The organism is Paenibacillus assamensis DSM 18201, assembly GCF_000422445.1.
Taxonomy (GTDB): domain Bacteria; phylum Bacillota; class Bacilli; order Paenibacillales; family Paenibacillaceae; genus Paenibacillus_B; species Paenibacillus_B assamensis.
The window spans coordinates 1-12,612 of the sequence record NZ_AULU01000022.1; the positions used below are offsets into that span (position 1 = coordinate 1).

Annotated in this window: 11 protein-coding genes and 1 rRNA gene; 11 read left to right on the forward strand and 1 reads right to left on the reverse strand. The window is 43.6% G+C overall.

The window, feature by feature from the left end:
• Window positions 1–207: 207 nt before the first annotated feature.
• The 8 genes from rrf to pssA all read left to right on the forward strand — a co-directional run bounded on the left by rrf (window position 208) and on the right by pssA (window position 9,442).
• Window positions 208–324: ribosomal RNA gene (gene rrf / locus H580_RS0112520) — 5S ribosomal RNA — on the forward strand.
• Window positions 325–1,004: 680 nt separating this feature from the next.
• Window positions 1,005–1,469: a CtsR family transcriptional regulator gene (locus tag H580_RS0112525; RefSeq protein WP_028595094.1), complete on the forward strand. Its 465-nt coding sequence runs from the start codon at window positions 1,005–1,007 to the stop codon at window positions 1,467–1,469.
• 96 nt (window positions 1,470–1,565) lie between these two features.
• Window positions 1,566–2,120 carry a protein-arginine kinase activator protein McsA gene (mcsA, locus tag H580_RS0112530; RefSeq protein ID WP_028595095.1) on the forward strand — a complete coding sequence of 185 codons (555 nt, stop codon included), beginning with the start codon at window positions 1,566–1,568 and terminating at the stop codon, window positions 2,118–2,120.
• Between the two features lie 29 nt (window positions 2,121–2,149).
• Window positions 2,150–3,226 (forward strand): protein-arginine kinase McsB, encoded by a 1,077-nt coding sequence (mcsB, locus tag H580_RS0112535; RefSeq protein WP_028595096.1) that lies wholly within the window; start codon window positions 2,150–2,152, stop codon window positions 3,224–3,226.
• A 70-nt stretch (window positions 3,227–3,296) separates the two neighbouring features.
• A complete protein-coding gene (gene clpC / locus H580_RS0112540; RefSeq protein WP_028595097.1) occupies window positions 3,297–5,765 on the forward strand; it encodes an ATP-dependent protease ATP-binding subunit ClpC in 2,469 nt (822 codons plus the stop codon).
• A 433-nt stretch (window positions 5,766–6,198) separates the two neighbouring features.
• Window positions 6,199–7,566, forward strand: coding sequence for a DNA repair protein RadA (radA, locus tag H580_RS0112545; RefSeq protein WP_028595098.1), 1,368 nt, complete (start codon window positions 6,199–6,201; stop codon window positions 7,564–7,566).
• A gap of 16 nt (window positions 7,567–7,582) precedes the next feature.
• Window positions 7,583–8,662: a DNA integrity scanning diadenylate cyclase DisA gene (gene disA, locus H580_RS0112550; RefSeq protein ID WP_028595099.1), complete on the forward strand. Its 1,080-nt coding sequence runs from the start codon at window positions 7,583–7,585 to the stop codon at window positions 8,660–8,662.
• 54 nt (window positions 8,663–8,716) lie between these two features.
• Window positions 8,717–9,442, forward strand: a complete 726-nt coding sequence (pssA, locus tag H580_RS0112555) for a CDP-diacylglycerol--serine O-phosphatidyltransferase (RefSeq protein WP_028595100.1) — start codon at window positions 8,717–8,719, stop codon at window positions 9,440–9,442.
• A gap of 133 nt (window positions 9,443–9,575) precedes the next feature.
• Here pssA and H580_RS0112560 read toward each other — a convergent pair whose 3' ends face one another.
• A complete protein-coding gene (locus tag H580_RS0112560; RefSeq protein ID WP_028595101.1) occupies window positions 9,576–9,971 on the reverse strand; it encodes a nucleoside triphosphate pyrophosphohydrolase family protein in 396 nt (131 codons plus the stop codon).
• Between the two features lie 223 nt (window positions 9,972–10,194).
• On the opposite strand from H580_RS0112560, the gene H580_RS0112565 reads away from it, so the two are divergent.
• The 3 genes from H580_RS0112565 (at window position 10,195) to ispF (ending at window position 12,587) form a co-directional block, all read left to right on the forward strand.
• Window positions 10,195–11,283, forward strand: a complete 1,089-nt coding sequence (locus H580_RS0112565; protein ID WP_028595102.1) for a PIN/TRAM domain-containing protein — start codon at window positions 10,195–10,197, stop codon at window positions 11,281–11,283.
• A 43-nt stretch (window positions 11,284–11,326) separates the two neighbouring features.
• Entirely contained in the window at window positions 11,327–12,019 is a 693-nt protein-coding gene (gene ispD, locus H580_RS0112570; RefSeq protein ID WP_028595103.1) for a 2-C-methyl-D-erythritol 4-phosphate cytidylyltransferase, read from the forward strand.
• 94 nt (window positions 12,020–12,113) lie between these two features.
• On the forward strand, window positions 12,114–12,587 hold the full coding sequence (ispF, locus tag H580_RS0112575) for a 2-C-methyl-D-erythritol 2,4-cyclodiphosphate synthase (RefSeq protein ID WP_028595104.1): 474 nt from the start codon (window positions 12,114–12,116) through the stop codon (window positions 12,585–12,587).
• The last annotated feature ends 25 nt before the right edge of the window (window positions 12,588–12,612 follow it).

A 12,612-nucleotide genomic window follows, 5' to 3' on the forward strand; every position in this document is an offset into this window, starting at 1 on the left:
ACAGTAATGTGTGGAGCTGACGAATACTAATCGGTCGAGGGCTTATCCTAATGAATATGAAGAAGCGTTTTAAACACTTTGCGGTCAGTTTTCAAGGTATAACCTTGTTAGGGAACCTACCTGATGGTAGGATATGTCCTGAATCGATTTAGATGATGTGATATTTTGCTGTAGGAATACAGGGAGATATACATCGCAAAAATCATGTTTGGTGACGATGGCGGAGGGGTTCCACGCGTACCCATCCCGAACACGAACGTTAAGTCCTCCAGCGCCGATGGTACTTGGACCGCAGGGTCCTGGGAGAGTAGGACGTTGCCAAGCAAAGAAAACCCACTGAGGTATTCAGTGGGTTTTTGTTTTCTAATTTTATGTACAACGTATTAATAATTCGCTCATGCCACTCGGATATTCACCTTTTATACACAGATGTAAGTAGTTTGAAAGCTCCTCCTCTGTTTTCCACATGTGCATAAGTTCCATTCGAAACCCATGAATCTTGTATTTTCAGTTCTTTTATGTAGTTGATTATTAATGTTATTCATATAATTATCCACCTCTTATTAACGTTCTGTGGAAATGTTGTGATTTGGTCACAAAGATATTCTAATTCTATCCCTCTAATAGATTTCTTCTTGCTTGTTTATCCACAGATCACTTTCTTGTAGTATGAGATTAGTTAGGGCAATGTCTATTATTAGCACATGCAAAAACAATATTATGGAGCATGGAACCTTTAAGACTATAATTATAGTAATGATGTTAGAATTTGTTGTAAGCGCTTTAATATATATTGGGTATTTCTCAGCTAAATATGTAGAAGTGTCACACTTGTGGATTATTTCGGTTTTTTAAAACAAACAATTGGCAAAGAACGATCTGTTCTGCTATAATAATTTCAAGGTCAAAGAAAGTCAAAGTCAATGAAATATAATTAAAGTCGAATAAAAATAGGTCAAAAATGGTTAAACCTAATTATAGATGCTCAGAAAGGAGGGAGTTAATTGCGTAACATTTCCGACTTGATCGAGCAGCATCTGAAAGTTTTGTTGCTGAATAGTCAAGAAGGGGCTGTAGAGATTCAGCGCAACGACCTTGCCCAGCAATTTTCTTGTGTTCCTTCTCAAATTAACTACGTGATCAGCACTCGATTTTCATTAGAAAAAGGCTACGTAGTTGAAAGTAAGCGTGGTGGTGGTGGCTATATTCGAATTCAGCGTATAGAGCTACCAGCGCAGCATGCGATTCACGCTCATGTCTGCGATACGATTGGTGATTGCATCAGTCAAGAGACAGGGGAAGGGATCATATATCAACTGGAAGAGGCTAGAATTATCTCCCAACGTGAGGCGAGTTTGTTACGGGCCGCAATTGCTCGAGACAACTTGATGCTTAAACTACCTTACCGAGATGAGCTTCGTGCAAAGTTATTGCGTGCTATGCTGGTGGCTCTGCTTGGTAAATCGTAGTTGCAGACTGACAAGGACACAAACGTTCACTTTACGTAATGAATACGGATAAGATACTAATTTATGTCGTATCGGGTCAGAAGGAGGAACGAGGCTATGATGTGTCAGCAATGCGGACAGAAATCTGCTACTTTACATTTCACGAAGATTATTAATGGTGAAAAAACGGAATTTCACATCTGTGAGAGCTGTGCTCGTGATAAAGGTGAACTAATACCTGGGGCACCCAATGGCTTCTCTATTCACAACTTGTTATCGGGTTTATTAGACTTCGATATGACAAATGGCAGCAGTCAATTACAGAGTGGCTTATATGGAATTAAATCTACGCAAGAAGTGATGCGCTGTGATCACTGTGGTCTTACTTTTTCACAATTCAGTAAAATGGGTCGTTTTGGCTGCGATGCTTGTTATAAGTCATTTGCATCCCGTTTGGATCCGCTTTTGAAGCGAGTTCACGGCAATATTGTGCATGTTGGTAAAATACCGAAGCGAAACGGTATTGTCATGCAGCGTAAGCGTGAATTAATTGCGCTGCGCGAGAAGTTGCAGCTAAGCATTCAACAAGAGCAATTTGAAACGGCAGCTCAACTGCGGGATGAGATTCGAAAAATTGAGCAGGATTTATCGGGTGAAGCCGAAGCGAAATAATCGTGTAAACGAGCAAGGAGGAGTAGAGCATGTCCAATCATTCTTTTATGGAGCAGCCAGTAAGCGATTGGATGAGAGGCACAGGACCTGACTCGGATATCGTCATCAGCAGCCGAATACGGATTGCCCGGAACTTGAATGGTCTACCATTTCCGCTGCTTGCGACGAATCAGCAGTCGGCCGAATCGCTTTCTCGATTAACGAAGGTAACGGAATCTCCAGACTTTTCGCAGTTGGGGCATTTTCAAGCTATTTCTTTAACTGAGCTTACTGATATGGAGCGACAGGTATTGGTCGAGAAACATCTGATTAGTCCTAACTTAGCGAATGAGTCTCGGAACGGTGGTCTTCTATTAAAGGATGATGAATCGGTCAGCATTATGCTGAATGAAGAGGATCATTTACGTATTCAATGTTTATATCCAGGTCTACAAATACATGAGGCGTGGAATGAGGCAAGTCGGATTGATGATGTATTTGAAGCACAGGTTGATTACGCCTTTGATGAAAAGCGAGGGTATCTAACAAGCTGTCCGACAAATGTGGGTACAGGGATCCGCGCTTCGGTTATGATGCACTTGCCTGCCCTTGTGCTTACGCAGCAGATTAATCGTATTTTGCAAGCTGTTGCTCAAGTAGGGCTTGCTGTACGAGGTTTGTATGGGGAGGGCAGCGAAGCAACGGGGAATTTGTTTCAGGTTTCGAACCAAATTACGCTTGGTCAGTCAGAGTCCGAAATTATTGATAATCTGTATGGAGTAGTAAAGCAGATTATTGAACATGAAAAATCGGCACGCGAGCAGTTGATCCAGCAAAGTAATACTCGATTGACGGATCGGATTTGCCGTTCTTATGGCATATTGAAGCATGCAGTCGTAATAGATTCAAAAGAAGCTTCACAACGACTGTCCGATATTCGACTCGGATCAGATTTAGAAATGTTGAAGGATGTTACGGGAACCGCGTTGAATGAATTATTAGTAATGACCCAACCAGGATTCCTGCAGCATATTTATAAGAAGCCAATGAGTGCTGATGAACGCGATATTTATCGTGCGAGACTGATTCGCGATACGTTGGGGAACAAACGAGATATCGCAGAGTAGAGAGCATGTAGAGCATTAAGTACAATTGGCTTAGACATGGCAACAAATATTCATGTGGAGGTGCAACAATATGATGTTCGGTAGATTTACGGAAAGAGCGCAAAAAGTACTCGCATTAGCTCAAGAGGAAGCAATGCGTCTTGGACACAATAATATTGGCACAGAGCATATTTTGCTTGGTCTTATTCGTGAAGGGGAAGGCATCGCAGCGAAAGCTCTTGTTGCCCTAGGATTAGGACTAGAAAAAATTCAGGATGAAGTAGAATCACTTATTGGTCGCGGGCAGGAGCAACCGACTAATATCGCCTATACACCGCGTGCAAAGAAAGTTATCGAGTTATCGATGGATGAAGCACGCAAACTTGGTCATACGTATGTGGGAACAGAGCATATTTTGCTCGGTCTTATTAGAGAAGGAGAAGGTGTTGCTGCACGTGTGCTGAACAATGTTGGAATCAGCTTGAACAAAGCACGTCAGCAAGTACTGCAACTGCTTGGCAGTAGTGAAGCAGTATCGAGCCATCACGGTTCTCCTCAAAATGTGAGCACGCCAACATTGGATAGCCTAGCTCGTGATTTGACGGCTAGTGCAAAAGAGGGGAACCTCGATCCAGTCATTGGCCGCAGCCGTGAGATTGAGCGTGTAATTCAAGTACTAAGCCGTCGTACGAAGAACAATCCAGTTCTTATCGGGGAACCAGGTGTAGGTAAGACCGCTGTTGCAGAGGGATTGGCACAGAAAATTATCCACAATGAAATTCCAGAGACGCTTCGTGATAAACGTGTCATGACGCTGGATATGGGCTCTGTTGTTGCTGGTACGAAGTATCGTGGTGAGTTTGAGGATCGTCTTAAGAAGATTATGGATGAAATTCGCCAAGCGGGAAATATCATCTTATTCATCGATGAGTTGCATACACTTATCGGGGCAGGCGGTGCAGAAGGAGCTATTGATGCTTCTAACATTTTGAAGCCAGCATTGGCTCGTGGTGAATTGCAATGCATCGGGGCAACTACGTTGGATGAGTACCGCAAATATATCGAGAAGGATGCTGCTCTGGAACGTCGCTTCCAACCGATCACTGTGGATCAGCCGACACCGGAAGAGGCCATTCTTATTCTTAAAGGTCTACGTGACCGTTATGAAGCTCACCACCGTGTGAAAATAACGGATGAGGCTATTTTACAGGCCGTTAAATTGTCTGATCGCTACATTACAGATCGTTTCTTACCGGATAAAGCGATTGATCTTATTGATGAAGCTAGCTCCAAAGTTCGCTTGAATTCCTACACGGTTCCACCAAATTTGAAGGAACTGGAACAGCGTCTTGAGGACATTCGCAAAGAAAAGGATGCTGCTGTACAGAGCCAAGAATTTGAAAAGGCTGCTGCACTTCGTGATACGGAGCAGAAGATGCGTGAAGAGCTGGAAACGGTGCGCAATCAATGGAAAGAGAAGCAAGGTCGACTAGATTCCGAAGTAACGCCAGAAGATATTGCGCATATCGTTGCGAGCTGGACTGGAATTCCTGTACTCAAGCTTAAGGAAGAAGAAACGGAGCGACTGTTGAACATGGAATCCATCCTCCATGAGCGTGTTATCGGGCAAGATGAAGCAGTTAAGGCAGTGAGCCGTGCGATCCGCCGTGCTCGTGCTGGTCTTAAGGATCCGAAACGTCCTATGGGCTCGTTCATCTTCCTTGGACCAACGGGTGTTGGTAAGACGGAGTTAGCTCGTGCACTAGCAGAATCATTGTTCGGTGATGAGAACTCTGTTATACGTATCGATATGTCTGAGTATATGGAGAAGCACTCTACAGCGCGTCTTGTCGGAGCTCCTCCGGGCTATGTTGGTTATGAAGAGGGTGGCCAATTAACAGAGAAAGTACGCCGCAAACCGTATTCTGTCGTACTTCTCGATGAGATTGAGAAGGCACACCCAGAAGTGTTCAATATTTTGTTGCAGGTGCTTGAGGATGGCCGTTTGACGGATTCCAAAGGCCGTGTCGTTGATTTCCGAAATACGCTTATTATTTTGACATCCAACGTAGGTGCTGAGGCAATAAAACGCAATTCTACATTGGGCTTTACAGCCCGCACGGATAGCGAGAAAGACTACAGCAGCATGAAGGACAAAGTGATGGGCGAGTTGAAGAAGAGCTTCCGTCCTGAGTTCTTGAACCGTATCGATGAGATTATCGTGTTCCATTCTCTAGAAGAGAAGCATATTGGTGAAATCGTTAGCTTAATGGCTGATGACTTAAGCAAACGTCTTAAGGAGCAAGATATCCACTTTGAGCTTACTGAGAAAGCGAAGCTATTCTTAGCGAAGGAAGGGTACGACCCTGCCTATGGAGCAAGGCCTTTACGTCGTGCGATCCAGAAGCATATTGAAGATCGTCTTTCTGAAGAGCTGCTTCGTGGTAACATCTCTAAAGGCGATTCCGTTTCAATTGATGAAAAAGACGGTGAATTGCGCGTTATTCATCAGTCACAAGAAGGGCAAAGTGAGAAAGAGCCTGAGCCATCACAAAAGTAAGCGATATGTAAGTTATAGTCTAAGCTAACTACGTGTAACGTTCGGTTTATAACCTTACTTTCAGTCACGATAAAGTTAACAATTAAAACCTTCAAGAGCTACCTTAAAACCGTGCTCTTGGAGGTTTTTTTCATTTTTCTTTCTTAATTAGATTGTTAATTTCAACAGACTGTGTCCTTTTTTATTGACTTGCCTTTCCACGCTCCTGCAAAAATGGTAAACTTGAGTATATTAGGATATTCGTCGTTTTCCTACAAAAAAGGATAACAATTGTGCACATTATTCATAATTGAGTTGGATGATGTCGATAAAAATAAAAGAAGCAATATCATTGCTCCGTGCAAGTGTTTTGTGCAGGAAAGTAGCCATCTGCCTCTGACTAATTCCACATCAAGACACGGAAAATAGGATGAGGACAGGAGTTGTCGGTTTTATGGCTAAAGTAAAAACAAAATTTTTCTGTACAGATTGTGGATATGAATCGCCTAAATGGATGGGAAAATGTCCAGGGTGTAACCAATGGAATACGATGGTGGAGGAACGAGAAACCGTTGTAAAAACTAAGGGGATGAAGTCTTCCTTCGCTCAAACGAAAGAAATTCCACAACCGATCATACATATTGAAAGTGGGCGTGAACCACGCATAAGTACGACGATGTCCGAATTGAATCGTGTACTGGGTGGTGGAGTAGTACCAGGCTCACTCATTCTTGTCGGTGGGGACCCTGGTATTGGTAAATCTACGTTACTGCTTCAGACTTCCAATGCGATTGCATTGAGCGGCTTAAAGGTATTGTATGTGTCTGGTGAGGAGTCCATGCGCCAAACAAAGCTGCGAGCTGATCGGTTAGGTGCTTTGTCTGAGCAGCTATTTGTGCTTAGTGAGACAAACTTACAGCACATAGAAGAAGCCATTGAAGCTATGCAGCCTGATTTTCTCGTCATCGATTCGATCCAAACGGTATTCCAACCTTCCGTCGAATCGGCTCCGGGTAGTGTCGCTCAAGTAAGAGAGTGCACAAGTACATTTATGCGGATTGCAAAGGGGAAAGGGATCGCTACTGTACTTGTCGGACATGTGACGAAAGAAGGAGCCATAGCTGGCCCACGTTTATTGGAGCATATGGTTGACTGTGTTTTGTATTTTGAAGGTGAGCGGCACCATTCGTATCGTATTTTGCGAGCGGTTAAAAATCGATTTGGATCAACGAATGAAATTGGCATATTTGATATGACTGAGGGCGGTCTTGTAGAGGTTAAAAATCCATCTGAACTGTTCTTGCAGGAACGTCCACTTGGTGTTGCTGGGTCAATAGTTGTCGCTAGCCTCGAGGGCACAAGACCGGTTCTAGTAGAGATGCAGGCACTTGTAGCAGCGACAAACTTCCCTTCTCCTCGACGTACTGCCACAGGTATTGATCATCATCGCCTTGCACTTATCATTGCTGTCTTAGAGAAGCGTATGGGGATGTTTTTACAGAACCAAGATGCATATGTTAATGTTGCTGGCGGTATACGTTTGGATGAACCAGCGGTCGACTTAGCCATTGCGATTGCTATCGCATCCAGCTTCCGTGATATGCCAACTCAGCCTTTTGATGTCGTTATTGGCGAAGTAGGATTAACAGGTGAAGTAAGAGCGGTATCACGAGCTGAACAGCGCGTGAAGGAAGCAGAGAAATTAGGATTTAAACGAATTATTATGCCGGAGAAGAGTCTTCGTGGCTGGACTCCGCCTAAGCATATTGAGATTGTAGGTGTAAATACCGTTGCAGAAGCATTGACAGCAGCGTTAGGTTAGGGGGCTCAAATCAAAGATGAGTGTCAAAGATAATCAGCTGGATATTATGAACGATTTGCTTAAAATGGTTGCGCCAGGTACGTCTTTTCGCGATGGTTTGGAGAACGTGTTACGTGCTAAGACAGGGGCGCTAATCGTTGTTGGTTATAGCCCTGAGGTGATGGAAGTCGTTGATGGCGGATTCTCCATTAACTGTGACTTTTCACCGAGTTATTTGTATGAGCTTGCTAAAATGGACGGAGCAATCATTTTAAGTGAGGATTTAAAGCGTATACTATATGCAAATACGCAGCTTATTCCAGATTCATCGATCCCTTCGATTGAGACGGGGATTCGCCATCGTACCGCGGAGCGGGTAGCTAAACAAACAGGTAAACTAGTCGTGTCCATTTCTCAGCGACGCAATGTTATTACCCTATACCAGGGCAGTCTTCGATATGCTTTGAAAGAAATTGGCGTTATTTTAACAAAGGCTAACCAAGCCATTCAGACACTTGAGAAGTATAGAGCGGTATTAATGCAAGGACTGACTAATTTGTCTGCGTCTGAGTTTGAAGAATTGGTTACTTTACAAGAAGTTGTGAATGTTATGCAACGAACTGAGATGGTATTACGTATTAAATTGGAGATCAAGCGATATATTAATGAACTAGGTACCGAAGGCCGACTCATTAGTATGCAGCTTGAAGAATTAGTAAGCAATACAGAAGATGATGCTTGGCTTCTCTTGAAGGATTATGCACGTGACAACAGCGATGAGAAGATTAAAGAAATATTGAATCAACTAAAAAAATGCACAGCTGACGAACTGCTTGATACGAATTATTTGATCCGTCTTCTTGGATACCAGGTTACGAGTGCTGCTCAAGATGAGTCGATCTCGCCTCGTGGGTATCGTGTCTTGAATAAAATTCCACGCCTTCCTAATGTTATTATTACGAATTTGGTCGATAATTTCACAACTCTTCCTCATGTACTTAGTGCAACGATTGAGGAATTGGACGAAGTGGACGGCATTGGCGAGGTAAGAGCACGCAACATCAAAGAAGGACTCAAACGAATTCAGGAGCAGGTTTTCATTGACAGGCAAATTTAGTTTACCTACAATGAATTCACGAACGTTGGGCATAGTATAATTAGAGGTGAATCTATGATTACAAAGTCGCTTCCGAACTTGTTTACCATCGGTAACTTGTTTCTCGGAATTATAGCCATTATGCTTGCGTTTGATCAGGAGTATAACCTGGCTGCGCTCATGGTCATTATAGCTATGCTATTGGATGGCTTGGATGGACGTGTAGCACGTGCATTGAATGCACAAAGTGAGTTCGGTAAGGAGCTTGATTCGCTTTCGGATGTAATATCATTCGGAGTTGCACCAGCATTTATTATGTACGTAACTGCATTGACGGATGTTAATCCAGCTGTAGCGTGGATTGTAACAGCTATTTTCCCGATTTGCGGTGCACTCCGCTTAGCTCGCTTCAACGTGGTTGAAGGCACTCCGGGTTATTTTATCGGCTTGCCAATTCCAGCAGCGGGTGGCGTTATTTGTACATTAGCATTATTCCATAATGATATTTCCACAACATTTTTATTAATTGCAATGCTGCTTGTATCGTACCTAATGGTAAGTACAGTACGTTATCCGAATTTCAAAAAGATCGGTATTCCTAAGAAAGCAATCTGGATCACGCCGTTTGTTATTGCGGCTGCTGTCGGTCTTGCTCTATGGAAGCCGGAGCAAATGCCAGTACTTATTTTTGTGCCGCTCGTACTATACGCGCTGCTCGGCTTAAAAAAAAACGTTAGAATGCTGATGCGTCGTCGAAAATCACAAGTGGATTCCGAAGATACAGTATCGAAACATCTATAAGGAACGACAATATCAGTAGACAAAAAGGTGCTTGTTTCATCTGAAAAGATGAGGCAAGCACCTTTTTTATTTTTGCATACAAAAGAACCGCTATGCTAATTCGCACAGCGGTCGTTGCAAAAGCGAAAGCTCATTATGACAGGTTAAATATACCTAGTGTTTGGCACTTCTTAGCCTCATCCTTCACGACATCTTCAAGTTGAATGTCCAGTAAGTTACATAGGGCAGACATATAGAATAGATGCTTTCCTAGCTCAGAGCGTATCACTTCTGTACAATGCTCACATAATTGACCTTTTACATGGCTCTCCATACTGTGTTTTGCTTCGTGAAGATTCATTTCTTCTTTGTATGGCTGCCTTTTGGCGTGTAGCTCCAAACAACCGCATTCCGTAATTGCTTTCGTTACAGCACGATTTACAGAAGCATCGGATTGGCCGTATTTGGATAGTACGTCTAACAAACTGCGATGACGCAACAGCAAATCGGCGACCTGGTCTTGAAATGCTTGCAAGTTGGGAGTGCTCATGTGCAATTCCACCTCTATTCTTGTTATGGTGCCAACCTCTTGTAGTAAGGAGTGGCACGAATCGTTAAGGTTGAACGGATGCATACTACTTCACCATTATAAGACTAATAATTGCCATTTTTCAACTGTGACTCTTCGTAAAAAGCAAACCGAATGGATTAGGACGTGGCTACTTGGGTCATAATTGTAAAGAATATACATTGGAGCTAGGAGGTGGACGTTCATGATTAAACGAATTGTGATGATTTTAGCCGGCTTGCTTGGAGCTTGGGGCGGAATGGAATTATACAGCAGCATGTCAGCTCAAACCATGCAGTGGTCAGCAGTAGCGGGAGGTTGGACGTCAGGTCGAATCATATGGGCCTTTGGGGGCTCGGTAATAGGGATCGTGCTTTGTCAGGCATTCGCTTCTCCTGTTAAGCATTGGTGGAGTCTATTTCGCCAAAGAGTAGCAGAAATGTCTACACCACATATTTTGATTTATACATGCGGACTTTTAGTAGGTCTCTCTGTGTCGGCGCTGCTGGTGCCATTATTGAGCCATTTTGGAGTTATAGGTCAGCTTGCTGCAACAATAATTACAGTAGGATGTATGATTGCAGGTGTTCAAATGTCGGCGTGGAAACTGGATGAAGCTGCTTCATGGCTAGCATCTGTACGTCTTCCGAAAAAAGGAGAAGATGATCGTTCAAGCACCGATTTTGAAGAGCATAAAATTTTGGATACGAGTGTTATTATCGATGGACGAATTGCAGACATTTGCAAAACAGGTTTTATCGAAGGGACAATTGTTATACCGGAGTTTGTACTAGAGGAACTGCAGCATATCGCTGATTCTTCTGACTTGCTTAAACGTAACCGCGGGCGCAGAGGATTAGACATTTTAAACAAAATCCAAAAAGAACTTGAAGTTAGAGTGCTAATTTACGAAGGCGACTTTGAGGAAATTTCAGAAGTAGACAGCAAGCTTGTTAAGTTAGCAAAACTGTTAAAAGGTAAAGTGGTTACGAATGATTTTAATTTGAATAAAGTGTGCGAACTTCAAGGGGTATCGGTTCTTAATATTAATGACCTGGCTAATGCTGTTAAACCTGTTGTGCTGCCTGGAGAAGAAATTGTGGTTCAAGTTATAAAAGACGGCAAGGAGCATGGGCAAGGTGTTGCTTATCTTGACGATGGTACGATGATTGTTGTTGAAGGTGGACGTGACTATATCGGGACCACGATGGAGGTACTGGTGACCAGTGTATTGCAGACTTCTGCTGGTCGTATGATATTTGCTAAGCCGAAACTGTTGGAAAAAGCCCAGTAAAACAGGTATGATGATGTTATTATCACCATGGAGGGCGTTAACCATGCAACAAAGTTTCGGAGTTGTTGTTGTAGCGGCAGGTAAAGGGACGCGAATGGGTACTGCGGAAAGTAAGCAATTTTTGCTATTGCAGGACAAGCCAGTATTCATTCATACGTTAGAGCGGTTCCAGCAGATGTCTCAATGTGAGGCGATTGTACTTGTCACTTCATCACATGACAGTGAACGCTGCCAACATTGGGTTGAGCAATATCAACTGAGTAAAGTAAGAGACATCGTTAACGGTGGTAACGAACGTCAGCATTCTGTATATGCGGGATTGCAGGCAGCTAAGGCGCGGGGTGTTCAAATTGTGCTCATCCATGATGGGGTTCGTCCTTTTGTGGAAGAGCAGCATGTTCTTGCTTGCTGCCAAGGCGCAGTTGAACATCGTGCTGCTGTGCTGGGTGTGCCTGTTAAAGATACGATTAAACAAGTGGACGCAGCTGGAGTCATTACGGCTACCCCAGATCGGAGCAGCTTGTGGGCGATTCAAACCCCACAAGCTTTTCGTCTTGAGGATGTAATCAGAGCTCATGATGAAGCGAATGCTGCGAACAGACTTGGCACCGATGATGCAGTTCTCGTTGAGCAGATTGGTATTCCTGTTCATGTTGTGGAAGGCAGCTACACCAATATTAAGCTGACTACTCCAGAGGATTTGGATTGGGCGGAATGGTGGCTTGAGCGTCGCTAAATAGGGAAAAGGAGCAATCGTTTTCTCTTCTAGGCTGTAAAAGTGAATTAGCAATTGTATGTAAACATTTATCAGGTTAAGGGAGAGGGACACGATGATTCGAGTAGGACAAGGTTTCGATGTTCACCAGCTAGTAGAAGGTCGCCCATGTATTATTGGAGGCGTTCATATTCCATACGAAAAGGGATTGCTTGGCCATTCTGATGCAGATGTATTGCTGCACACGGTTAGTGACGCAGTGCTTGGCGCGCTGGGACTAGGCGATATCGGTAAACATTTTCCGGATACGGACCCTGCCTTTAAAGATGCAGATAGTATGAAGTTGATGGAGCATGTGTGGAATTTGGCTAAAGAGCGTGGTTATCGTCTAGGTAATGTAGACTGCACGATTATCGCTCAGGCCCCTAAAATGCTGCCGCATATTCCGGCAATGGTTGAGAACTTAGCTCGTGTACTAGAAGCGGAGACTTCTCAAGTTAATGTGAAGGCGACGACTACCGAAAAGTTAGGTTTCACAGGTAGAGGCGAAGGGATTGCTGCGCAAGCGGTTATCTGTCTTGTCCGCTAAGACAGCGGTATGATATGATGGTACG